Source organism: Nitrosospira sp. Nsp13 (assembly GCF_900101945.1).
GTDB lineage: Bacteria > Pseudomonadota > Gammaproteobacteria > Burkholderiales > Nitrosomonadaceae > Nitrosospira > Nitrosospira multiformis_D.
Genome location: NZ_FMVD01000002.1, coordinates 149611 through 174435, shown reverse-complemented (window position 1 = coordinate 174435; position 24825 = coordinate 149611). Strand labels below are relative to the sequence as shown.

General features: G+C 51.9%; 19 protein-coding genes, 1 other RNA gene and 1 pseudogene. 5 read left to right on the top strand and 16 right to left on the bottom strand.

Annotated elements, in window-relative coordinates; translation table 11 throughout:
• Window positions 1-135: 135 nt before the first annotated feature.
• Complete coding sequence (locus BLO43_RS04290; RefSeq protein WP_090905991.1) at window positions 136-456, bottom strand: YacL family protein; 321 nt, start codon at window positions 454-456, stop codon at window positions 136-138.
• Entirely contained in the window at window positions 453-884 is a 432-nt protein-coding gene (locus tag BLO43_RS17230) for an EndoU domain-containing protein (RefSeq protein WP_368086132.1), read from the bottom strand. The genes BLO43_RS04290 and BLO43_RS17230 overlap by 4 nt, the downstream gene beginning before the upstream one ends.
• Window positions 885-1076: 192 nt before the next feature.
• On the opposite strand from BLO43_RS17230, the gene BLO43_RS17225 reads away from it, so the two are divergent.
• Entirely contained in the window at window positions 1077-1283 is a 207-nt protein-coding gene (locus BLO43_RS17225) for a YpsA SLOG family protein (protein ID WP_090905989.1), read from the top strand.
• On the opposite strand, the gene BLO43_RS04275 is transcribed toward BLO43_RS17225, so the two are convergent.
• On the bottom strand, window positions 1273-2760 hold the full coding sequence (locus BLO43_RS04275) for a DVUA0089 family protein (RefSeq protein ID WP_090905988.1): 1488 nt from the start codon (window positions 2758-2760) through the stop codon (window positions 1273-1275). The two genes, BLO43_RS17225 and BLO43_RS04275, sit on opposite strands and share 11 nt — an antisense overlap.
• A 1-nt stretch (window position 2761) precedes the next feature.
• On the bottom strand, window positions 2762-3025 hold the full coding sequence (locus tag BLO43_RS04270) for a hypothetical protein (protein WP_090905987.1): 264 nt from the start codon (window positions 3023-3025) through the stop codon (window positions 2762-2764).
• Between the two features lie 311 nt (window positions 3026-3336).
• Here BLO43_RS04270 and BLO43_RS04265 point away from each other — a divergent pair, with 311 nt between their 5' ends.
• Window positions 3337-4317 (top strand): isoaspartyl peptidase/L-asparaginase family protein, encoded by a 981-nt coding sequence (locus tag BLO43_RS04265; protein WP_090905986.1) that lies wholly within the window; start codon window positions 3337-3339, stop codon window positions 4315-4317.
• 112 nt (window positions 4318-4429) lie between these two features.
• Here the strand turns inward: BLO43_RS04265 and BLO43_RS04260 are convergent, their stop codons facing one another.
• A complete protein-coding gene (locus BLO43_RS04260) occupies window positions 4430-4615 on the bottom strand; it encodes a CsbD family protein (protein ID WP_004179697.1) in 186 nt (61 codons plus the stop codon).
• Window positions 4616-5434: 819 nt separating this feature from the next.
• Complete coding sequence (locus BLO43_RS04255) at window positions 5435-6562, bottom strand: SLC13 family permease (RefSeq protein ID WP_090905985.1); 1128 nt, start codon at window positions 6560-6562, stop codon at window positions 5435-5437.
• A gap of 241 nt (window positions 6563-6803) precedes the next feature.
• Between BLO43_RS04255 and BLO43_RS04250 the strand changes: the two genes are divergently transcribed.
• Entirely contained in the window at window positions 6804-7298 is a 495-nt protein-coding gene (locus tag BLO43_RS04250) for a hypothetical protein (protein WP_090905984.1), read from the top strand.
• A 572-nt stretch (window positions 7299-7870) separates the two neighbouring features.
• Here BLO43_RS04250 and BLO43_RS04245 read toward each other — a convergent pair.
• From BLO43_RS04245 to BLO43_RS04235, 3 genes are all read right to left on the bottom strand, one after another.
• Window positions 7871-11422 carry an AAA domain-containing protein gene (locus tag BLO43_RS04245; protein WP_090905983.1) on the bottom strand — a complete coding sequence of 1184 codons (3552 nt, stop codon included), beginning with the start codon at window positions 11420-11422 and terminating at the stop codon, window positions 7871-7873.
• Window positions 11422-12522, bottom strand: a complete 1101-nt coding sequence (locus BLO43_RS04240) for a hypothetical protein (RefSeq protein ID WP_090905982.1) — start codon at window positions 12520-12522, stop codon at window positions 11422-11424. Before BLO43_RS04240 ends, BLO43_RS04245 begins: the two co-directional genes overlap by 1 nt.
• Window positions 12523-13187: 665 nt before the next feature.
• Window positions 13188-14471: a DUF927 domain-containing protein gene (locus BLO43_RS04235; RefSeq protein WP_090905981.1), complete on the bottom strand. Its 1284-nt coding sequence runs from the start codon at window positions 14469-14471 to the stop codon at window positions 13188-13190.
• Window positions 14472-14499: 28 nt separating this feature from the next.
• Between BLO43_RS04235 and BLO43_RS04230 the strand changes: the two are divergent.
• Window positions 14500-15721: pseudogene (locus tag BLO43_RS04230) on the top strand (IS3 family transposase).
• A gap of 17 nt (window positions 15722-15738) precedes the next feature.
• Here the strand turns inward: BLO43_RS04230 and BLO43_RS04225 are convergent.
• From BLO43_RS04225 to BLO43_RS04195, 7 genes are all read right to left on the bottom strand, one after another.
• Window positions 15739-16302 (bottom strand): hypothetical protein, encoded by a 564-nt coding sequence (locus tag BLO43_RS04225; RefSeq protein WP_090905980.1) that lies wholly within the window; start codon window positions 16300-16302, stop codon window positions 15739-15741.
• A gap of 8 nt (window positions 16303-16310) precedes the next feature.
• Complete coding sequence (locus BLO43_RS04220) at window positions 16311-17522, bottom strand: tyrosine-type recombinase/integrase (RefSeq protein WP_090905979.1); 1212 nt, start codon at window positions 17520-17522, stop codon at window positions 16311-16313.
• A gap of 163 nt (window positions 17523-17685) precedes the next feature.
• Window positions 17686-18047, bottom strand: a transfer-messenger RNA (tmRNA) gene (gene ssrA / locus BLO43_RS04215).
• Between the two features lie 216 nt (window positions 18048-18263).
• Window positions 18264-18911: an HAD-IA family hydrolase gene (locus tag BLO43_RS04210; RefSeq protein WP_090905978.1), complete on the bottom strand. Its 648-nt coding sequence runs from the start codon at window positions 18909-18911 to the stop codon at window positions 18264-18266.
• A gap of 162 nt (window positions 18912-19073) precedes the next feature.
• Window positions 19074-19790 carry a bifunctional 2-polyprenyl-6-hydroxyphenol methylase/3-demethylubiquinol 3-O-methyltransferase UbiG gene (gene ubiG, locus BLO43_RS04205; protein WP_074633926.1) on the bottom strand — a complete coding sequence of 239 codons (717 nt, stop codon included), beginning with the start codon at window positions 19788-19790 and terminating at the stop codon, window positions 19074-19076.
• Window positions 19790-21124: a TRZ/ATZ family hydrolase gene (locus BLO43_RS04200; RefSeq protein WP_090905977.1), complete on the bottom strand. Its 1335-nt coding sequence runs from the start codon at window positions 21122-21124 to the stop codon at window positions 19790-19792. Before BLO43_RS04200 ends, ubiG begins: the two co-directional genes overlap by 1 nt.
• 73 nt (window positions 21125-21197) lie before the next feature.
• A complete protein-coding gene (locus BLO43_RS04195) occupies window positions 21198-21869 on the bottom strand; it encodes an OmpA family protein (RefSeq protein ID WP_090905976.1) in 672 nt (223 codons plus the stop codon).
• A gap of 332 nt (window positions 21870-22201) precedes the next feature.
• Between BLO43_RS04195 and gyrA the strand changes: the two genes are divergently transcribed.
• The gene (gene gyrA / locus BLO43_RS04190; protein ID WP_090905975.1) at window positions 22202-24763 is read left to right on the top strand and encodes a DNA gyrase subunit A; all 2562 of its coding nucleotides are present in this window, start codon (window positions 22202-22204) and stop codon (window positions 24761-24763) included.
• Window positions 24764-24825: the final 62 nt, after the last annotated feature.

Below are 24825 nucleotides of genomic sequence, written 5' to 3'. Positions count from 1 at the left end.
TGCTACGTGGAAAGCGGTTTTCTCATCATTTTCCCGCCATTTTCTGTTGCACGAGACCGGGCCGCAGTCATCCGTCATTACCCCGAAATGTCGCCGGGACAATTTCTTGGAACCGCTACCCCCCACATCATTTTTTTATACTTGCTGCCTCACAAATTCTTGCCATGCAGCGGCTGCCGCTTCAAAATCATTGATTGAAATCTTGATTGCCTCTCCAGGTTCCTCCGCATAATCCTCCTCGATTTCAACTTGATCTGGAAACAAGCGGAGCCAATAAGCGTTTCCTATCCGTTCCCACGAAGAGAGCTGTCCTGATTTAACTTCTCTGGTTTTCTGTAACAGCTCTTCCGCCCATTGGGCATTTTTTTGTATGTCAATGGTAAGGTAAGCGATGATGAGATCGTGAGCCGAATTGTCACGGAGGCGGCCAGGCCAGGCAAAGCTATCGGCACTCATTGGCGTATGGGAAATGCTGTGTTGATCTTATTGTTTCCAGGCGCGGCAAAGCCAATGAGGAAAAACTCTTCGTTGTTGCTGCAATAGCCTGACAGCTCCTCCTTCGTAACATGGGTTGGCCGGTTTTTGCCACATTTCACCCAGCCTGGGGAGCCTTCCGGGCAACTGCGATCCGGATGCGCCGATGCATAGGAAATGGAATTGAGAACCTGTCCGGTTGAGCAGCTGTCGGGAAACATCGAAGAAAATTTGCTTCTATCGGGATTATTATTATGTGACCATCTGCCGGTATATATTCCCGCTGAATTGGGCGAATCTTGTACCGTAAAATTCCTGACCGTCGCGGGATTCACGCCGCCGGGACGCGAATGAAAACCTTTTGGACGGCTGTTTGTCCATTCCCCGCAAAAGATATGCTTCTGATTCATTTGCAAGCCGTTATCAAGGGTAGTCCAGTGAGGTAGCGTTGAACAATCCACCCCAGCCAATGCATGTAGCGGAAATAAGAAGAGCGCGAACAGGTATGTAATACAAACAGTCGTTCGCGCGTTATGCATTGTTTCTTCCTCAATGACAAAATGGATATCGGTGCAACGGATAAGTAGATTAGCATGCTTTGAATGCCGCTGGATTGGGCGATAACCGATAACATTCCTTATATCCCTTGCGGCCGCTGGTGTCCGGCTGGACAGCGCGGAAGATGGAAGAATTCCCGAGCAACGCAGGAGACGCCGGAGCGTGATTACCAACAGCGCACGAAATGGAACGCACGCGATGGCGATGCCGCATTATCCCAGGATAATGCGGCATGCAGGATCAGGTTCTAACCGAGATGCTGTAAGAACCCGTGCCGGTTGGGCTGTAATGCCTGACCTGGGCATAGTAAACGCCAGGCGCAAGGTTGACGGCAATCCTTGAATTGGTTCCGGGACCGCTATCATCATCCTGGGCGATGAATGTGGCCGGATTGCCGGGACCAAATAATGTCAGGAAGCAGTCGGTGCTGCCAGCGGTCTCGATAGTATGGGTGCCGGGATTAGTGACTGTGAATGTATACGTATCCCGCTCATTCGCGGCAGCGATCGTTCCCTGCACTGCCGGACCGTTCACCTGAATGGTTGGGTTACCGGGCTGGGGTGCCGATCCGCTTACCGAGATACTATAGCTCCCGACTGATGAGCCGCTGTAGTGCCGCACCCGCACATAATAGGTACCCGCTGACAGATTTCTTTCAATCCGCGAATTCGCGCCGGGCCCGCTGTCGTCATCTTCAGTAATGATTGTCGCCATGTCGTTGGGGCCATACAGGCCCATCACCACGTCGGTGGAACCCTGAGTCCCAATGACATGGGTTCCGGGTGTAGTCACGACAAAACTGTATATATCAATTTCTCCCGCCTGCCCTATTGCGGCCGAGGTCGCCGGCGCACCAACGGTCAGGGGCACGACCTCTGGTGATACCACTCCCTCATCGTCATACGTATAACCGAGCGCATGATGATCGAGAACGCTTCGAGGCGTAGGCGGAGACGCTTCATTGTTCCATGGCGGCATCGGATCATCCCGGCCGTGACCCGCCACCACATTGGGGGTACCGCTGGGCGGCAAATAAATCGCCGCAGGATTTTCCCTTTGCCATTCCGCCCATAGACGATCGATATTGCAATGATGCAGCCAGAATACGGGATCATTGGGAGACGACATGGCCATCATCGACCCGCCAACCCACATGTGCCCCGGATTGTGAATAACCCCCTCCAGTCGATTCCGGAAACTCGTGCTGGTGCTGCTATTGGAGTTCCATGGTGCGGAATCATACGGAACCACATTCAGGGTGGCGCTGACCCCTTGTTGAGTCGGCAGGGCCCCCATTGCGCCAAACGCGCGGGTAAGAAAAGTGACCGTGTCGCCGGGATCACGGACCGTAAGCGTCCATTCTCCGGTCGAAAAGGCAAAGGGACCTGTAGTCACCTGCCGGCTGGCACCCGCTCCATTGCCGCCCATGAAATTCGCGGCCCAAAGTGAGGCGCCAGCCGTCCTGTCGACTGTCCAGTCCCAGTAGGGTATGGAAACACTTGAATCGATCTGCTGGAGGGCAAGCTCGAACCGGCGAAGATACTCCCGGTGCCACGGCAAAAAAGCCGGACCCCCGTGCGCAGGGTCGTTGGGGCTGGCCATAAAGGCGGCGCGATGTTGAGCAACGAATATGTCGTAGTCGCCGTTTGCCTTCAGCGCCTTCACCGCAGCGACAAATGCGGCTTTCTCGGCGGCTGACAGGGTGGACTGATTTTTTCGGATTCCCATGTTATTCCCCCGTTTCCCTGTAATCGATAATCTTCTTGGCTAAATCGGCTGGGGAAGGTTGAGGGTCGAAGGCGAAGCCGGATGCCTTATACCCTCCACCCGCATCGCGTACCGTGTAGATTCGCTCCCCATCGATGTATAGTTCAGCCCCCTCAGCGCCCGCTTCATCTTCGCTGATCCCTGCGGTAGCTCTCGCGGTAGAAGCGTCTGCTCCGGTTCGAAGAATAACCTCCCGGCCCTTATAGGTTTCACGTTGCTCCGCCATTTTCCCTCCCTCACAAATATGAGTTTCAAACCAAATTAGAAACCAACACGTCAAATGAACTGGTATTTTTAATATAGATCATCTCATTGAAAATGCCAGGAAAGCTGATGCGCCGAATTGCACCAAATCAGATATAGCCCGAAAATATTCCAGGAAATAACGTTGCGCTACTGAAAGTTACCGAAAAGCAGACCACAATATGGAAAAAGTCCACGGTGCGAGTATTTTGAAACGATTAAAACGTTATCCTGGGACAGGTCGACCAGCAATCCGTAGATAGTAACTTTCCTTTATTTTGGATTTTGCAACACATGACGATACAAACGAATACCGCTAGCGCGGATACTTCTTCGATCCGGCTGGTGATTCACGGTGGCGCTGGCACTATCGCACGCCGCAAGCTGACAGCAGACCTCGAGCAGGCTTACAGGCAGGTGCTTTCGCAATCGCTGGCCGCTGGCCATGCAGTGCTTGAAGCAGGCGGCAGCAGCATCGATGCCGTCATCGCGGCAATTATGGTGATGGAGGATTCGCCTTTATTCAATGCCGGGAAGGGTTCGGTGTTTAGTAATGCCGGCCGCAACGAGCTGGACGCATCGATCATGGATGGTTCCACACGCATGGCAGGTGCTGTTGCCGGGGTTACAACGATTCGCAACCCGATCCGCGCTGCACACGCCGTGATGACGCAAAGCGCGCATGTAATGCTGATCGGCCAGGGGGCCGATGCTTTTGCTGCCGAGAAGGGTCTGGAGATTGTCGATCCGTCCTATTTCCATACGCAATTCCGCTGGAATCAATTGCAAAAAGCCATTGCCGAGGAACGCATACTGCGCGATCACGATGCGGGTCCCGATACGCCGCTACCTGACGCGGATGAAAAGCGCGGAACAGTGGGTGCCGTGGCGCTGGATCGTCATGGCAATCTCGCTGCCGGCACATCGACTGGCGGGCTTACGAACAAGCGCTTCGGGCGTGTAGGAGATTCGCCCGTCATCGGTGCCGGAACCTACGCGGACAATCGTTCGGTTGCAGTATCCGCGACCGGCACCGGAGAGATATTCATCCGCACTGTCGCTGCATTCAACACAGCGGCACAGGTCCGGTTGCAGCATATTCCAATTACTGAGGCGGCGGATAACACTCTGGCGGAAATCGCTGCCATCGGCGGAGATGGCGGTTTGATCGTGCTGGATGCAAAAGGCAATTATGCAATGCGGTTCAACACCAGCGGCATGTACCGCGGCACTATCGGCAGCAATGGCATCATGCGGGTAGAAATTTTTTCATAGACTGGATGAATCGTATGCCCACCTTTCTTCGCTTCTTTTTGCGTGCTCAACGGGATCAATGATAGAAAAAACCCGCCGCAGCGGGTTGAAAATTACCTATACGGAGCAACTCCTATAGCTTGTTGGCTGCATCCTTAATCGTTTCCTTGGCATCTCCCACACCTTTTTGTATCTTTCCTTCAACCTGTTTGGCGAGACCTTTTGCTTGATCCTCTTTGCTGCCAGTTATTTTACCGGCCTCTTCCTGAATCTTTCCGCTGATGTCTTTAGCCGTACCCTTGATTTGATCCTTATTCATTTATATTCTCCTGGAAAAAGTGGAACGTGACCTGCTTTTAATTTTGATGAACGCAGGAGTATGTATTTTAACAATCGCCCAAGACTCATCCGTTCGGTAATGCACATTGGGTCAGGAAATCAGAAAAAAACACTATGTTAGTTCGATGCTCATCTCAATGACCCAACAACAGTTATTCGTCATTATCTCCCCTGATGACCCATCTCAGGAATGGGAGCTATCGCTGGGTTCAACTGACGCGCGTTATCGGGGAACCGAAGCCATAGAGCTCAATTCAAAGCAGACGTTGCAATCGATTACTGTTAAATGAAATTCTATTGGGGACGAGATGAATACGGATTACAAAGGATGCAATATTGTTGCCGCGGCGAAATAACAGGCATTGAAGAGCTATGGCTCAATCTGAAAAAGAGAGGGGTTCGTAACACCGGGCGGCGCTACGAACCCCAAATATGGAGGAAAGGAAACCATTGAAACAACTGAGGAAACAAAAATTTACGGCAACCTACACACACAGTTACAGATACTCTTTTGCATCGTAGCGATTTCTCAACTTCGAGAAGAATATCTGCCAGCAGAATAATCGATTTTTACCACCGAAGGAATGTGACAAATTGTCGCGCCACAATTTGAAGATGCTTTGGAAGGCAGGCCAACAAGTCGGAGCCTGCCATGAAACTATGTACAAGACTATTTCGCACTCATGCTGATTGATGGTCTGCGACTCGATACAGGCATGCCCGTCACCTTCCGAAGCATATGGGCAAACAACTTGCCGCTTCCGTTCGGGTGATGCGGTTCCGTCGGATGACGAGAAGCTTAGAAGAAGAACAGCCATAGGTAGACGAAGCCGCTGACCACCAGTAAAAATGGCAGGGAGAACGCATGAAAAGTCAGCCAGGCCCTGCTATCACGAGCCATGCGGAGCGCAATGATGTTAGCCAATGACCCCAATATGAAACCAAATCCGCCGACATTTACTGCATAAGCGATTAATTGCCAATCATTCGAATACTCGGCCAACAAGATCGCAGCCGGCACATTGCTGATAAGCTGAGAAATGGCAACGCCCGTGAAGTAGAGATGCTGGGGGTCGCTCAATTCCAACTGCTCGATAAACGAACGCACCGTTGATTCCTGCGCAATCAGCCGCATGTCAATGAACATGAGCATGAATACCAGGATCAGCGCCCAATCGACCCTTGCCAGCACCCGCCGATGCGTAATGAGGAAGATCGCCAGCACCACAATCGCCGCCGCTTCGGCCTGGTGGGCATCAATGGATACTAGAAACGGAAAATACAAAGCCAGGGACAGATACAACAGCCTCTTGTTCAGGGGAAGCAGATCAGTACCGTCTCTGAGGGCGATGCGGTGGCTGGTAAATGCATAAGCGGTAAGCAGAAGAAGCGGAAGAAGAAAAACCAGGACAAGCGGCAACATCGCGCCCACATAATGATAAAACGGGATTTGATGGAGTTGTGAGAGAAACAGATTCTGTGGATTTCCAATCGGCGTAAGGGCCGAACCGGCATTGACTGCAAATGCTTCGAAAACGACAAGCCGCGTCACGGGTACCGTACTCACCGCGCGCAAACCCACGGTCAGAGGCACGACAATGAATAGCGCGACATCGTTGGTGAGCAGGGTCGACAGGAGCGCCGCAGTAAGCACAAGAAACATGGCTAAGGCTCGATCTGTGGGCATTCGCAAGATCAGGTGCTTGCCGAGATGGTGCAGATAGCCTGATAGCTCCACGCCTTTGGTAAGCACCAGCAGGCCAGTCAGTGCAGCGATGGTCGGCCAATCCACCAGCGTGGGGTAAATGAGGAATTTCTCGGGTTTCGTTGCGGTTAGCGAGACGAGTAGCGCCAGAAGTGCCCAGAAAAAATAGTCTTTGCGAAGCGCTTGCAGCGGGGAAAGGACGGCGAGGGTCTTGTCGTCCATTTTTTATCGTGCTCCGTTAAAAGCAGGCGGGATCCTATATGTATTCGCTCTCTTGGAATCTTGCGGGATCTCGCGTGGCTGGATGATTTCAGTCGAATCGGATATCCTGATATTCTCTATGGGAATACAATAGAACCTCTGTCCGCGCAATCGGAGCGTTGCCGCACAGCAAAAAAACTTTTGGTGCAAGGATTGATTTGAGCCAATCTTTCCAGTCATGTGAACCACTTAAGAGATTATCATGAAATATCTTCTACTCTTGTTTACCCTGGTATGCGGCTCTGCCCATGCCACCAACATTTGGTATGCCTTGTTTGTCAATGAAGGCGACGCTAAACCCAATTATTTCTACCTTACCAATACGCATAGCGATGTCTGCGAACTTCCCTGGTTTGTGGCAAAAATGGAATCGAATGAAGGGAAAATATTGAACAAGGAGCCCATTTGCTGGTCCATCGGATGGGAAATCCTTCCCAATATCAAGTTTCCAAAAAATAACGAAGTCTTTTTAAATGTTTCAGGTTTTACCCTCGTTCCAGGAGCCCTAAAAGAATGGAAGCCTATTGTAGATGCTTCGCGGGGAGCGTATGACAAACTCAATGCGCTAAAAACCCCGGAAGAACGCGAACGAGACTATGCGACGAGTCGGCGAACCAGAACCGACTGGTTTCAGTTCTCCTCACAAAACCCGGATGATGCCAAACGTCTTTCTGGATTGGCTAATCCTCGGCCTTGAAGATTGGACGGGAGAATTTCTAGTCTAATTTCTGGCTTGGCGCTGTGATGGCGGTATGAAAGTGGCGAAGTGCTCAAGCCAAATATGGAAATAATCGATAACATTAATCACTTCCTTGGGGACAATCTAAAGCTAGCCCTCAAACCCGGTTCAGGTTCAGAGGTAGCGGGGTCAAGAGGTCGCAGGGTCAGGTCTTGCTATTTGCCATAATCCACCGGCCGGTATCATGGTGGTAACTTCATCTGATGATATTGTTGTTACAGTCCGTTACCGTCAGATTGCAATAACCATGTTTGGACGTAATTGGACAACAAGAAAACCCGCAAGTATTTATTCATGCAGGTTTTCTGGACTTCTTTGGACACTTAAATGGGGCGGCGTCAATCGAATAGTGCCATGCAACTCTTATAAATACTGGGTCTGTATGATTGGAATTATCACAGTTACCGTCAAAGTTACCGTCCTACTAGCGGCGAGCACAAACGACAGGAAGTGCCCTCTAGCAGATCTCCGCTAAAGCCGATAAAGATTTCTTCCGACAATGTTAAAGATTACAACTATAGCTAGTGGGCTTACTTGAGCAGTTTGTCCGCCAAACTGCTGATAAAATCCAAGTCGGTTTTCCCAGCTTTGCCTCGCTTGCTTATAGGCCTCCGCTGCTTTGTCGAGTCGCTCGTTTCTCGCACTATCCGTTCTTTCTTCCTTGTAAACTTTGAATCCGCTAATTGCTTTTCAGTTGGCTCTTGAGAAGGCTGTTTTTGGATTACGGTCTGTGGTACGTCAACCGCTATTTTCTTTTCTGCTTTAACCTGTGCTGATTCTATGCAATTAGATGAAATCTCCCAGAACGGCCAATTATAGTTAGATAAAATACTCAGATCGCCCTTTTGTTCTGCTGGGAAAGGGATATAGAGGTACTGGCTTACGTGCACATCCTCCTTGTGTTTGCAGCCTCCGCCGTAATTCGTACAACCAAGAAAATATTGCCCATACGCGTAACGTAGCTGGAGGCTTCCTTTACACCCTGGCTCCGGACATAGTTTGATGATTTTTCCAAGAGCAATTCCTTGGGTGAGCTTTTTAAAGTACTCCTGCTTCACTGACCACCCACACTCATCCTCACATTTGAGCTTGATTGCACCATTGAAACCAGTGCCCAGATAGGTCTTTGCGTCGCAGGAAGGGCATATTGGGTGTTCGGAACCAATTGTCTTGCCTGCGCGCATATCGTGGCGTGACATGAGGCTCAATATTTCGCTTGCGTAGTTTCCGTCGTCTGTGCGGGTCATGTGTTCACGTGTCGAGTCTTTCACCTGGGAAAGCATATTTAGTGATCCGTTCCAAACAACCCGCTCATCAATCACGATGATTTTTTCATGCGTTTCGCTTCGAAGATCGATGGCTATGCCAGATCGGCGTATCAGCTTTACAAGGTTTGCTAGTTCCTTTCTTACCTTTTCGCCGTTTTTGCCACTCGCTCCTGGTTGTCTATCTAGCGTCTTGGTGACAATTCTGACTTTTGCCTCTTGCTCCATAGCCTTGCTCAATACAGCAAGCCAACGTGTGACACCCACTGTAGTCATAAACGCAGAAAAGAGCACAATGCTTCTCGTAGCTGAAGATAAATCTTCTGTTATTGCAGGGTAGAAATTCTGCTCTGTAAAGAGAACGTTCTTGGCATTAATGGCAACTTTTCGACCAACACCAATTTCCCGTGCGGTGTCGAAATATTTCGAATCACGTAACAATAACGTTGGATCTATTTTTTCTGCCACAGCCTCGATACGACCTAATAGCTGCTGCATAAAACGAGAACCACTTTTTTCGAACGCGCTCTTATTAACGATCATGATGAGGTATTCGCGCGCACGGCTTAATGCGACGTTCAACAGTCGACCTGCGTCATCGTCAAATCGCTCGGCATTGATAAATGGAGACGGCTTGAACGATGACTCCACCATGTCTACGATGATCGTGTCTTTCTCGTCGCCCTGAAACTTATGAGCAGTACCAATGGAATCGACCGGCACACTTTCTTCCATGGGTTTGAGGAGTGCAGCGATCAACTTCTGTTGAGCCGCATAAGGTGTTACAACGCCAAGCGAGTTTTGTTCGCTGGCGGAATTTACGCCTCGGAAGTACCCCTTGGCAGTCAAGGAATCTATAATTTCGCCAACTAGCGCCGCGTGCGTGATATTGAACAAGCTACCCTTGCCATATGGCTTTGAGGACCAGGCATTTAACTCTGAGGTTTCTATCCACAGAATTCGCTTGGTTGTCTTCCCGAGCGAAACGCCATTAAATGTGCGCGACTTCGTAGGAGGCCCTGTGACAAGCCACTGTTTGTAAAAAGATCGGCTGACCAGATTACAGATCTGTTCATGCATCCGATTCTGCTCACGCAAACCAACACGCACGGTGGGAGTGTCTTCTTCCCATCTTTTAGGGTCATTAGCCTCCCATTTTCGAAACGGATCCGCCCTGACCCATTCATCAACGTGCTCCGAATCAGATGCGATGATCGGCGGAAGTTGAAGAAAGTCGCCCACCAGAATGACACGCTTTGTTGCCTTTCCCGCTGCAAAATACGTCATCGGGAGAAGAAGCATCGACACCTCATCAATCAAGACAACATCCCATTGTTTCTTTAACAGGCGTTGGTCCAGGAATGCCTTGTAGACGGTTGTCCCGATAATTCTGGCATTGTCGATCAAGGACTGCTCTGTGACAGAAATTTGCCTCTCAATGTCAGCCAACCTGGAGTCAATATCTGACACCTGTTCATCCAGTTCTTCCTCTTCAACCTCCAATCGTGCTTTAGTCGCAAGAGCAGCGACAATGACTTGTGCGGATTGAATTGCTTTCGTTAAGTGTGAAATCTTATCCTGCGTCACTAGCGATGCGTTCTTTGCCGCCTGCAGCGCTGATTGCTGAATTGAAATACGTTCCTGAACAACTAGAATTTCCTTCTCGACTTCAGCTTTGGTGCGAGTTAATCCCAATGCCCCCAGCAAACCGAGCTTTTCCGGGGCCTTGGCTTTTTCAGTATTAAACCTATGAACCTCAGTTTCTAGCCTACTAATTCCATGCTCGGCAGTGATGGCGTCATTGGCAAGACGCTGCAAATTCTGATTGCTTTCCGTTAGGTCTTTCTGGCTGGCTTCTAATGCAACGTATTCTTGAAGGTTTGCACGAACCCTATCAAGACGTGAAGCCAACGGTTTGCGGCGCTCAGTGAGTTGGCTCTGCTCTTGGATTAGGTCTTTGTTACGCTCCGCGGTAACTGTCTTTAGGTCGCATTTTGAACCGAATTCTCCCAAGAAGTCTTCGGTAGCGCGTCCCATTCGCAGACATGCGCCCGCATCCGTAATCCCAAGCTTTTCAAGGTTAGGAATCAGCTTTTTAAGTGCGCCGTCTACGGCTTTGTTCGTATTCGAGACTAGAAGTATCGACTCGTCAGACTTGGCCAAGGCAGCCAACATTGGCGCAATCGTCGTGGTCTTGCCTGTTCCAGGCGGCCCCCAGAGCAGCAGCATTTCGCCGCCCATACCTACGCGAACAGCTCTGTCTTGGTCGACGTTTAATGTCCAGCGGTCGAAGCAAAGACTAACGTCTTTTGGAATAACGCTCAGAGGAGCAGAACTTGGATTGCCCTCCCCCAGCACAAATGAGGCATGTCTGGTAGAGAAGGGTATGGATTCCGGATTCTTTGAAAGATCGAACAGAATGTCTTTCAGGCGCCGTAGCAATGCGCCTTCGCTGTTAGTGATCGTGATCTGATCCAGAATGGTGCCGACGTTCTCTTCGCTTGCAATCGATATCGAACTTTTTTCAATCGCTTGAATGTAGCCACGTATCCCCGTTTTTTTGCCAACAGTGATAACTAAATTGGATTCCTGCTGAAACGGAAATTCATCCAACAATGGAAATTCATAGATAAAAAGATCACCTACTTGACTAGAGAACGTTCCATCCTTAAGGACAAACCTAGACGCACTCTTTTCAGATGCCTTGATCTCATCCATAAGGCCAATAATGAGCTTACCTATGGATGTTGAGCTGTCAACGTCTAGCTGGGTTTCTGGGGCCTCCTGAGCGACATGCTTTCTCTTCACTCGCACCATCAGAACTCGTCCTGGCTCCAGTACAGCTCCTCAAGACGATCGCCAAAGGCAGCAAGGTTACGAACAACACTAGGCATTTGCCGCTCCCATCCGTTATCAGTAAGTAACGTATAGCAAACCCCGACATGCATGCCTGTCGGCATATCAAGGAAAGTCACCTTAAATGCACTGCATTCGTTGTTGTGCCAAACGATGTCGTTGATGGAACCATGGACATCATCGAGAGGGCCGCAAACGGAGAATAACCAGAAGACCTTTTCGTGCGTAGTATTGCGTCGTAGGGTTATATAGATCCTTTGCTCACGCCCAAGAGACAACGGCACTTCGATCACGGCGACTGCGCCAAAGAAACGCACAGAGTGGCTACCGAATTCTGCGGCGATTCCAGCTGGCAATACCGCTTCGATCGTTGCTGGATCGAACTCAATATTTTTTGGTAGCGAAACCAAGTCCGTTCCTGCAACAGGCGATGAGCAGGATGAGGCTCTAAGGGGAAAGCCCATAGGTTCCAGGCGTACCTCCGCTTTCTGCGGCGTCTTGCTAGAGCAAACATCGCTAACAGGAAATTCTTGTTGCTCTGAGTCCCCGTTGGGCGATTGCAATGCAGATTTACGCGACACTTGACCATCGACAATTTCCCAGTCGTGGTGCCTTCTTAATGCACAAGTGACCAGAATCTCAAATACTGAGTAGCCAAGTTCCACGGGAAGCTTCCTAGATTCTCTGATTTTCGTTTTTACGGCGCGAAGAATGCCCGAGAACTGGGCATCTGAACGCATCTTGTTGGCAAAGTACTCTGTAACCTGCCAAACAAATTTAATAACTTTGGGATCCAACTCCCAAATATCTTTGTTTAGAGACAAGCGAATACCTTCTGTTCCAGTTTTCTCATTTGCCAATCGAAGCTCAATAAGCTCGGAGAGTTGTGGACTGATACGAGATGGTCCAACACCTTCACGTGCAAGTTCCTTGCGAAGTTGGTCGTGAAGCAAGTCCAACCTCTTCGAATAGCCCTGAAGACCTGACAGGATTTCTACTGCTTTTTTTTGTATCGGACTACGTATATCTAGTGCCTTGAGATGAGCTTCAAAACTCCCCATGGATTGACTCCTTATATTTGTTCTAATTCACATGGAATACCAGAGCAACTTGTAATTGTACCCCTCTGTCTGTGCGCTTGTCGCGAACAGCTGAGCTAATACAAATCAGGCAACAACTGTCCCCATTGGAACGAACTTGTCGCCGAATACCTGCCAGATCAAATCTAATCTTTGTTATCGTTAATGAATAACCCAATGCTTTTTCCCTCAGCCATTAAGTTCCGCAATAACTATGCGCGGATATATGGTTTCAGCCAATAAGAGTTAAAGTGGTATGTGCCCGTAATCGGGGACGCACTACAGAAAATCAACGGTATCAGCGGTAACAATTCTCATAAGACACGGGCAACGTCCAATTCATAGGGTATTTCGCGTTACCGCAAAATGATACCGGTTCGAATATATCCGGTAACAGCGGTAACGGTAACGGTAACAGAAGCAAGATACATTAAACGCCGCCCCTGTAACGGTAACAGGGCCGCAATACGTCAAGATTCTCTGTAACGGTAACAGGAACACGATGCGGAAAGATTTCCGGTAACGAGATTTCCTGTAACGGTATAGCGCGTTACCGGCGGGCGTAGCGAGGTAACACTGAGGTAACGTCGAGAACTAAGCCTGTATTGGCTGTGACCGTGTTACCGCCGTTACATCGGTAATCGCGCTTACTCTCCCTCATCCCGGTACCGGATAATATAGACCCTTGACGAACCTAATCCAGGGAGCCTCAGAATTTGTGAGGGCTTTTTATCTTTGCCAGGTAGTAACAATCCAGCGGCAATCAAGACTTTCTTAACAGTTTTTTCATCAAACCCTTGGCATATTTCCCGGCGGAATGTTTCCGGCAATACCAGAAACTCTCGCCCCTCATTTACCCCATTCCGGTAGAAGCCTGCCCGTTTAAGGATACGCTGGTCGATTGTGGCGCTGATATCTTCAAAACGACTTGCGCCATGCGTCTCGAAAAAACCTCGAACCTGGGCAAGTATGACGCGCTCTTCGCGGTTGCCACACCCGCCAAAGGCTTCCATCCAGGCGGCAAAGCATTTGCGGGCAGCATGAATAGCTTCCCCTTCGGGCCAACCTGTCAACTTGCAGTGAGTCGCAAGTTCACCAGCCACGGCCACCAATGCAAAACGCCGCGCTACTCGCTCTACTTGCCCTGCCCCATGCGCCGGTATTATTCCAGTTACGAACCGCTTGATTTGCGCCGGGATGAGGTCGTTGAGGCTAGTCCGGTTCGCTACCAGGTAGCGCAACCATTCCTTACCGGTAGCGCCGTGATACTTGGCGGATGCATCCTTGATTGCTAGCGCCAGGGCAGCCGCATTGGGAAGTCCATGCAATGTCTCGAATATGCCCATGCCCGCCCCAGCATCAGCTTCGATGTCGGCAAGGCGGATTTCCTGCCCAGCAGTCGATTGCTTGCCCGCCCGCGTCATAACGGCTGAAAGTGACTCTTCACCCGCACTAAGGAATAGGAGCCGCCAGCGTTGCGATGAACGGGCAAGCCCATTGCGTGATGCCCTCACCTTGCCTTGCCCATTCGCCAGAAGATATGCCGCCTCTCCGGCATCATTCGGGTCTATCTGACCAATTTCATCCAGTATCAGCAAACTGTCATTGTGCAAGGTTGCCAATCCTTCCAGTCCATTTACTGTACCGCGCCATAGGCGCACATAGGCCGAAGGGCTACCCCAAACGGAAGCGGCAAGCTTCAATGCGGTGGATTTGCCAGAGGATGAAGCGCCGCGAAAATGAAAGCCGCCAGAATCTTCACCTGCAATTTCAGCCAATACGCCCGCTAAAGCCACGGAGAGCGCGAATACAAGCCGCGTATTGCCTATCGCCAAAGTTCCGAGAGCATCTCGCCATTCATCTGCCGTGCCTAACTCAGAATAAGCGGGTTCAGTGGCATGTGAATGGAGTTGACTTCTTTTCGTGGACACTTAATATTTTAATTTTGAGGAGTCCACAATGCCCAAGACACATCCCCCCTATCCGGCTGAATTCCGCCAGCAGATAATCGAGTTGGTTCGCGTTGGCAGGACGCCAGCCGAGCTTTCCAGAGAGTTCCAGGTCACGGCGCAAACCATTCAGAATTGGGTAGGGCAAGCCGCCCGCGATATGGGTCACCCCTTGCCCGGCAAGGAAGGCCTGAGTGCGGCCGAGCGAGAGGAATTGGCCAGGCTGCGCCGCCAGGTCAAGCAATTGCAGACGGAGCGAGATATCCTGGCAAAGGCTACGGCCTGGTTTGCCGGCAGAAGCGGTGTGACACCCATATCGTCTTCGAACTCGTAATGGCAAACCAGGTACCCTGTGCCGTGTCCTTGGCGTATCAGCCAGCGGCTTCTATGCCTGGCGTGATCGGCCGCCCTCGGCACGAGCCATGAATAACGCTGTATTGACTGAGCGCATCCGGCAGATTCATGCCGAATCGGACCAGACCTATGGCATGCCGCGTGTACGAGCCGAACTACGCGACCAGGGCGTGATAGTTAGCCGCCAGCGTGTGGCCCGCTTGATGCGTAAGGCAGGCCTGCAAGGCGTCAGTCGACGTCGAGCCTACATCGTGACAACCCGGCGTGACGTGCGTCAACGGCCAGCACCGGATCTGGTGCAGCGTCGATTCCACGCGGATTCTCCCAATGCGCTGTGGGTGGCCGACATGACCTATGTGCCCACCTGGTCAGGATTCATCTATCTGGCCGTAGTCATCGATGCATGGAGCCGCCGCGTGGTCGGCTGGTCCATGGGTGAGCAGATGAGCGCTGACCTAGTGCTGGCTGCATTGAATATGGCTTTGCAACAACGCTACCCTGAACAGGTTATTCATCATAGCGACCAGGGAAGCCAATACACCAGCCTGGCCTTTGGCAATCGCTGCCGCCAGATGGGCGTGCGACCTTCTATGGGAACAGTCGGTGATGCATACGACAACGCCATGGCGGAGAGTTTCTTTGCCAGCCTGGAGTGTGAACTCATTGATCGTAGAACCTTCAAAACCCGTACCGAAGCCCGCCTCGCAGTATTTACCTGGATCGAAGGCTGGTATAACCCCAGACGGCGTCATAGCGCGCTGGAATATCTGTCACCTGTAAATTTTGAAAGGAAATCGCCGACCTCTATTCCTGAATCTGATGTCCAATGTAACGAGCCCGAGCAAGCCACAATGAGCGCTTGGGAATCAAGTCCGTAACCGTCCATGAAAATGGGTCAACTCCAACTCCAGGTTGCCATAACTTCGGCGGTGCGCTCAGACACGCCTTGTCCTTTCAGCCAGTCGATGACTTGCTGATTGGTGGGCGCGGTGGTCGGGTCTGCGGGGTCGTAGTTACTCCAGAAACGCTGTGCAGCAGCAGCGAGCTTTCGCAATAAATCCGTTTCATGCCTCCCCCATGGCCAATCCATGTCCCTGAATGTGACGGGTTCGGGCAACCAGGGGAACTGTGCAGCAGGTTTGTACTGTATCTTTTTAAGCCACGTGGCGAAATTTGAAAGCTTGACTTCACTTTCTTCCAACCCTTCATCGCTATGGGAAACCAGTTTCAGAACGCTCATCCCAATGCTGCTCTTAGCCATGCCAAGCAAGTCGTCAAATTGCCTTGGAGGCTCCTTTAACAGCCTTGCGAGTTGAGGCTTATCGAAAAGCTGGAAGTTGCCCGGATCGAGATCGCAAGCCAGTGCAACCGCGTGCCACAGTCTTGCCTGTTTAACAGATTTCCAAGCGTCCCAATTGGGTTTGCGAGGTGCCCAAGGCCAAGCGTTATCTTCGCTCATGGTTTACTTTAGGCCACGCTACTCAGGGGGATAATCTCCGCACCGGCTTTCAGCTTATCCAGGTAGTCGGCCCAGTGTTGCATCATCTTGCGGCGTTCGGGTAGATGCGCCGTGCGATTATAGGCGCGGCCATTGGGGTCTCTAACCGAGTGAGCTAGTTGGTGTTCGATAAAATCGGGGCGAAAACCCAGCACTTCATCAAGTATGGTTCGCGCCATAGCGCGGAAGCCGTGACCGCTCATTTCTACCTTGTCGATACCCATGCGCCGCATAGCGGCAAGGATTGCATTATCGCTCATGGGTCGGCCATTGGTACGCGCACCAAGGAAAACGAAACGCGCCCTGCCGGTCAGTGCTTGCAATTCCGTGAGTATTTCCACGGCTTGCCGTGAAAGTGGAACAATGTGGGGCGTATTGGTCTTGGTGACGATATAACGCCATTCCGCCCCATCAAGGTCAATATCCTTCCATTCGGCTTTGCGCAGCTCGCCAGGGCGCACGAATACGAGTGGGGCAAGGCGCAATGCGCACCGCACAATCTGGGAGCCAGTATAACCATCCATTGCCCGAAGTAATGCCCCTACCTGTTTAGGTTCGGTAATCGCTGCAAAATGTTCCCCTTTCACTGGGGGAAGAGCGCCCCTTAGATCAGCAGAGATATCCCTCGTGGCGCGTCCGGTTGCGATGGCATAGCGGAATACCTCCCCACAGTTACCGAGTGCGCGGTGTGCGGTTTCCAATGCTCCCCTATTTTCTATGCGCCGCACCGTTGCCAGCAGGTCGGGCGCGGCTATCTCTGCAATGGGTTTGCCGCCTATCCAAGGGAATAGGTCGCGCTCAAATCGGCGAATGATACGTTCTCCATGGCTGGCATTCCAGGTTGCGGAATACTTGGCATACCACTCCCGCGTAATTACCTCGAAACTGTTTGCAGCCTGATCCATCTTGGCAGATTTGACCGCTTTACGGTTTTCGCCCGGATCGGCATCCGAAGCAAGCAGCTTGCGCGCCTCATCGCGCCGGTTGCGGGCATCCTTTAAGCTCACATCGGGATAGACGCCCATGGAAAGCGTTTTGCGTTTGCCCCCATAGCGGTAATCAAACCGCCACCAGCGGGAGCCATTCGGTTTGAGCAGCAGGTAAAGCCCACGTTCGTCCGTTAGCTTGATGGGTTTTTCAGCAGGCTTGGTGTTACGAATTGCGGTGTTGGTAAGTGCCATGACGGTAACTCCCTCTGATGATGTTGCTGTTACCGTCAAGTTTACCGTCAGTTACCGTCGGATTGCAATAACCATGTTAGGACGTGGTTGGGCAACAAAAAACCCGAAATCGTTTATTCATGCGGGTTTTCTGGACTTCTTTGGACTACTTAGGACACTTCATTGGTGGAGGCGGCGGGAATCGAACCCGCGTCCGCAAGTCCTCTACAGACAGTTCTACATACTTAGCCATGTTATTTAATTTAACCTGGCATCCGCCAACCGGCGGGCTGATGACAGGCGAGTCACCTATTGTTTAACGCTCTGTAAAGTAACCCTGCGGAGCGCGATCCTCGTTAATGGCTCCGCTGTCTGTTGCCAGACCCGGCGTTGAGGCCCACCGGTGCGGAGTCCAGCCGGATTTAAGCGGCTAGAGCGTAACGTTCGTCGTTTGCGACTATACTTTTCCAGATGTATTTACGAGGTAACTGGTCCTCGGTATGCCCTGCGCTGCTTTGCAACCCACGTCGAAGCCAGGTCGCCCCCGGCATTCTGTATTACATTTTATTAGATGGCGATAAGATGGAAGAGTTCAACGATGAACTTCAAGTCTTGCTGCCACGCATACTATAACAGAAGCAGGGAGGGCTCTTCTGATTTTGCCGCCAAATAGGCGTGTAGCCGTTAAAGAATTCTCATACGGCGTAATGCGCTTCGCTTATTACACCCTACAATATTTATCTGAAAGGTGCTTAAGGATAACTAAAGGTAATTAAGCAACTCCTGGGGATGATCAATGAGATATCTTGCGCCCCAGGATTCAGGGGGGTGCCCATTTCCCAGATAGCCGTACTTGGCGATGATCGGCTCCATCCCCGCAGCCAGGCTTGCTTGCACGTCGCGGTAGTCGTCGCCCAGGTAAACGCATTCGGCGGGTGCAATGGCCATCATGCTGCTTGCTGTCAGCAGCGGCTCCGGGTGTGGCTTGGAGTGAGTCGTGTCGCCACCGCTGACAATACATGCGGCGCGGGTGTTCAAGCCCAGCTCCCGCATCAACGGCAGGGTAAAGCGCGCAGGTTTATTGGTCACGATTCCCCACGGAAGCCCACGAGCCTCGATCTGGTCAAGCAGCTCGGCTACGCCCGGAAACAAACTGGTTTCATCGCACAGGCGTTCAGCATAAAAATCGAGAAACTCATTGCGCATGGCATCATAGCCCGTATCGCCCGGTTTGATATTGAACCCGAGCCCAAGCAGCCCGCGCGCACCGGCCGAGGCTTCGGTACGGATAAGCGCTATCGGCAAGGCTGAGAGGCCGCGTGCGATGCGCTGCCGATTGAGGGCATGCCCCAAATCGGGTGCGGTGTTGGCAAGGGTACCGTCGAGATCGAAGAGAACGGCTCTAATCATGATTCATGGTTATTTGGGGAGTGATGGAAGGCATGCACATGTCATCATCATTCTGGCTGGATTCCGGATCAAGTCCGGAATGACGAAATCACCCTAAATCCGGCAGCTTGGACGGGGTTACGTTTCCCGGTTTATCGCCTTATTTATCCCCAGACTCACAATTCAGGCACGGTACACCATGACGTAGTTCACGTCAGAATCCGGCTCCAATGCGTAGATCTTGGTAATGGGGTTGTAAGTCATGCCGATGATATCTTCCACTTCAAGGCCCGCTTCACGAGCCATGCGGGCGAGTTCCGATGGCTTGATGAATTTTGCGTAATCATGCGTGCCTCGCGGCAGCAGATTCAATACGTACTCGGCGCCAATGATGGCGAACAGGTATGACTTCGGGTTGCGGTTGATGGTCGAGAAGAAGATCCAGCCACCCGGCTTGGCAAGTTCAGCGCAAGCGCGCACGATACTCGCCGGACTGGGCACATGCTCGAGCATTTCCATGCAGGTAATCACATCGTAATGATGCGGCTGCTCCCGGGCGAGATCTTCCACCGCGATCTTGCGGTAATTCACTTTTTTGCCGGTTTCCAGCAGGTGCAGTTTTGCTACTTTCAAGGGTTTGTCACCCAGATCGATGCCAGTGACATGCGCGCCCCGCCCCGCCATGCTTTCCGACAGGATGCCGCCGCCACAGCCCACATCCAGCACGGTTTTGCCTGACAAACCGGCAAACCGGTCAATATAGTCCAGCCGCAGCGGATTAATTTCATGCAGTGGCTTGAATTCACTGTTGGGGTCCCACCAGCGATGCGCCAGCTGACTGAACTTCTCCAATTCCAGCGGATCAACATTTACGCTCTTTTCTTCCGTTTCCTTAATCATTAGCTCTTCATCCCGTCCGTCATCTGTTCCCGCCAGAATTGTGCCCTGAGCAATAGTTCCTGCTCGTTCAAAGTGGTCAATTCTCCATCATTCAACAACATTTTACCATTTACCCACACATGGCTCACATGTTCGCGTCCGGCGGCATAGACAAGATGCGAAACAGGGTCGTAACAGGGTGCAAGTTCGAGGCTGGAAAAATCCACCGCGGTGATGTCGGCCGCTTTACCCGCGATCAGCGAGCCGGTGAGCGCACCTAGCCCTAGCGCCCTGGCACCGTTGAGCGTCGCCATTTGCAACGCCTGCCATGCGGGCAACGTATCCGCCCTGCCGCTCTGGCCCTTCGCGAGCAGCGCGGCGAAGCGCATTTCCTCGAACATATCGAGGCGATTATTGCTGGCGGCCCCATCCGTTCCCAGGCCGACGTTAACACCTTTATCCAGCAGCGAAGCGACGGGTGCAAGCCCGCTGGCCAGTTTCAGATTGGAAGAAGGGCAATGCGCCACGGAGCAGCCTTGTTGCGCCATCAGTCCGATTTCGTCGCTGCTGAGATGGACCATGTGCACGGCGATCAGATTGGGCCCCAGCAAGCCAAGTTTGTACAGGCGCTCTATCGGGCGTACGCCGGTGGTTTTCAGACTACTTGTGATTTCGTCATCAGTTTCGTGAAGATGAATATGGATGGGCAGATCAAGCTGCTCGGCATAGGTCAGGACATTGGCAAAAACCTTATCACTCACGGTGTAAGGGGCATGCGGCGCAAAGCAGAATGATAGCAGCGGGTGATGGCCGTGTTCGTCACGCAACGCCAGGCCTTTGGCCAAATAATCATCGGCGTCGCTGGCATAGGCCGTGGGAAAGTCGATGATGATCATACCCACGGCGGCACGCATGCCGGAGGCCAGCACCGCCTGAACCGATGCCTCGGGAAAGAAATACATGTCATTGAAGCAGGTGATCCCACCCCGCAGCATCTCGGCACAGGCCAGCCGGGTTCCATCGAAGACAAATCCCGCATCAACGTGCCGTGCTTCAGCAGGCCATATATGGTTGTGAAGCCACTCCATCAACGGCAAATCGTCCGCCATGCCGCGCATCAGCGACATGGCGGCATGAATGTGAAGATTGACGAGACCCGGGATCAACGCATGATTGCCGAGAACAATCCGTTCACTGGGAGAAAATCGAGAATGCGCCTCGGCAACCGGTAAAATTGCCTGAATCAACCCTTTGTCGATTGCAATCGCATGATCGCGTAAAACCTCGCCGGCGGGTTCCACCGGAATTATCCAGCGCGCTTCCAGCAATGTATCGATTTTGACGGGATAGATCATATATTGAGAAGCTTAGCAAAAAAAAACCCTGCACGACGGCAGGGTTTTAATTTTTAACGCTTAAGCTTTTTGATTATTGCGCTGTTGCCCGCGTACCAGCGACTTCAACTTCAACGCGACGGTCAGGTTGCAGGCATTGGATCAGAGCTTTGGTTGCCTTGGTGCCTTTGCATGTATCGCCGGTTACCGAATTGGCTTCGCCTTTACCATCGGTAAAGATCTTGTCGGCGGGAATACCTTTTTCTTTCACCAGGTATGCCTTGACGGCCTCAGCGCGACGCAGCGAGAGTTTCTTGTTGTAATCATCGGCGCCGATACGGTCAGCATAGCCAATGGCAACGATCGTGTCGTATTTGATGCCCCCAAGTTTGCTTACAAGGTCATCCAGAGCTTGCTTGCCCCCGGGTTTCAGGACGGCCTTATCGAAATCGAATAGTTCATCAGCGGACAAGGATATTTTTTCAGGCTCCGTCACTGGAGCCGGAGCAGGCGCGGGAGCCACAGGGGCGGGCGCTTCAGCTTTTTTCTCGGGTGCTGGAAACAGATCAGGATCGCATTCGTATATCGCCATGGCAGGCGTCCAATAGCCTGTACGCCAACAGTCGCCGGAAGAATCCCTGGCCACCGGACCACGGCCATCACTTGCGTAAGCTTCAGGTTGCTCTTGCGCCATGGCGGTTCCCGAAAACAGCACCGGCAGAACAACTGCTCCAAGCAAGAGTTTTTTCGCTACTATATTTTTCATGCTATCGCCCCTTTTTCAGAAAAACTTCAATTCAAAATCAAATCGTCCCTAATTCATGCAAATTTCAGCAAATCCATCCCTGATTCATGCAAATACAAACAAAGCCATTATTTGACAATGGCACATTATTGCACATTCGCGATTCAATTATCTAGTTATATATCTGCCCTTGTCAAATCATGTTGTTGCGGACGGCATGAATACTCGAATACACCAGTGACTTCAATACGCCTGGCATGCTAAAATCAATGGTTTTTATGCATTGTTATCTGAGTGTTATCCGAGGCAGCATTCGTATCATAACTTATTGTCTCTGATAGAGAAATATCATAATGGATCAATTCGCGAAAGAAACCCTGCCGATTAGCCTCGAAGAGGAGATGCGCCGCTCCTACCTTGATTACGCCATGAGCGTAATTGTGGGGCGGGCATTGCCGGACGTGCGCGACGGCTTGAAGCCTGTACACAGGCGGGTGCTGTTCGCCATGCACGAACTCTCTAATGACTGGAACCGCCCGTATAAAAAATCCGCGCGTATCGTCGGCGATGTGATCGGTAAGTATCATCCCCATGGCGATACCGCCGTGTATGACACGATCGTGCGCATGGCGCAGAACTTTTCGCTGCGCTACATGCTGGTGGATGGCCAGGGTAATTTCGGTTCCGTGGATGGCGATAACGCGGCAGCCATGCGTTATACCGAAATCCGCATGTCCCGCATCGCCCATGAGTTGCTGGCGGATCTCGACAAGGAAACAGTGGATTTCGGCCCGAATTACGACGGCTCCGAAAAAGAGCCTCTGATTCTGCCCGCGAAGATTCCCAATCTCCTCATTAACGGCTCTTCCGGCATTGCGGTAGGCATGGCGACCAACATTCCGCCACATAACCTGAATGAGGTGGTGGAGGCCTGCCTCGCCCTGCTGAAAAAACCCGAAACCACCATCGAAGAATTGATCGAAATCATTCCGGCTCCCGATTTTCCAACCGCCGGCATCATCTACGGCGTCGCCGGCGTAAGAGAGGGTTACCAGACCGGACGTGGCCGGGTCGTGATGCGTGCGCGCACTCACTTCGAGGATATGGAAAAAGGCAGCCGCCAGAGCATCATCATTGACGAGCTGCCGTATCAGGTGAACAAGGCTAATTTGCTGATCCGTATCGGCGAACTGGTACGCGACAAGAAAATCGAAGGTATTTCCGATCTGCGTGACGAATCGGATAAATCCGGCATGCGCGTGGTAATCGAGCTCCGCCGCGGAGAAGTGCCTGAAGTGGTGCTAAACAACCTGTATAAAGAAACACAGATGCAGGACACTTTCGGCATGAACATGGTGGCCTTGCTGGATGGGCAGCCCAGGCTGCTGAACTTGAAGCAGATGCTGGATGCGTTCCTGCGTCATCGCCGGGAAGTGGTGACAAGACGCACGGTGTTTGAATTGAAGAAGGCACGGGAGCGCGGCCATCTGCTGGAAGGCTTGGCGGTGGCACTCTCCAACGTGGATGAGGTGATCGCTCTGATCAAGGCTGCGCCGACTCCCGCGGTAGCGAAAGAAGCATTAATGTCGAAACTTTGGCGTTCCGGATTGGTGGAGGAAATGCTTGCCCGTGCCTCGGCTGACATGAACGCATTCCGTCCTGATGGCCTGGCGCCCGAGTTCGGCTTATCCGGGGATGGATATCGCCTCTCCGACGCTCAAGCGCAAGCGATACTGGAACTGCGCCTGCAACGGCTGACGGGGCTGGAGCAGGACAAGATTGTCAATGAATATAAGGAGGTAATGGAGAAGATCGCTGATTTCCTCGACATCCTCTCCAAGCCCGAACGTATTACAGCCATCATCACCGAAGAGCTTGTTGCCATGAAGCAACAGTTTGGTGACAAACGCCGCAGTGAAATCGTCATCAATACTCAGGACTTGAGTATGGAAGACCTGATCGCATCGGCGGATGTGGTCGTAACGCTGTCGCATAGCGGCTACATCAAGTCGCAACCGCTCGATGACTACCGCGCACAAAAACGCGGGGGACGCGGGAAGCAGGCAACCGGCACCAAAGAAGACGACTTCATCGACAATCTGTTCATTGCCAATACCCACGATTATATCCTGTGCTTCTCCAGTCGGGGACGGGTGTACTGGATCAAGGTTTACACGGTACCGCAAGGCGGACGCGCGTCGCGCGGCAAACCCATCGTCAACCTGGTGCAACTGGAGGAAGGCGAGAAAATCAATGCTATCCTGCCGGTAAAAGAGTTTGACGAGAACCGCTATATATTTATGGCGACCTCCTTCGGCACCGTGAAGAAAACGCCATTGTCGGAATTCTCCCGTCCTCGTGCCAGCGGCATCATCGCGGTAGGCCTGGATGAGGATGATTATCTGATCGGTGTTGCGCTGACCGAAGGCAAGCATGATGTCATGCTGTTTTCCGACGGCGGGAAAGCGGTGCGTTTCGATGAAAACGACGTGCGCGCAATGGGCCGCGGCGCGCGCGGCGTGCGCGGGATGAAACTGGGCAAGGGACAGAAAGTTATCTCCCTGCTGGTCGCCGAAAGCGAGGAACTGGCAGTCCTGACCGCAACAGAAAACGGCTACGGCAAACGTACGCCGATCAGCGAATATACCCGCCATGGCCGTGGCAGCCAGGGCATGATTGCGATCAAGACCAGCCAACGTAATGGCAAGGTGGTGGCGGCAAGACTGGTCAGGCAGGATGACGAAATTATGCTGATCACCACCGGCGGGGTGCTGATTCGCACGCGCGTCAAGGAAGTTCGCGAAATGAGCCGCGCTACCCAGGGTGTCACACTGATTAACCTCGATGATGGAGAGAAGCTGGCCGGATTGGAAAGGGTGGTTGAAACAGACGAGGATAATGGGACACTCTTTTAAATCCAGATTTTTGATCGCCTGTTAACGCGCTTTGCTGTAATACTTGCCTATCAAAATAACCT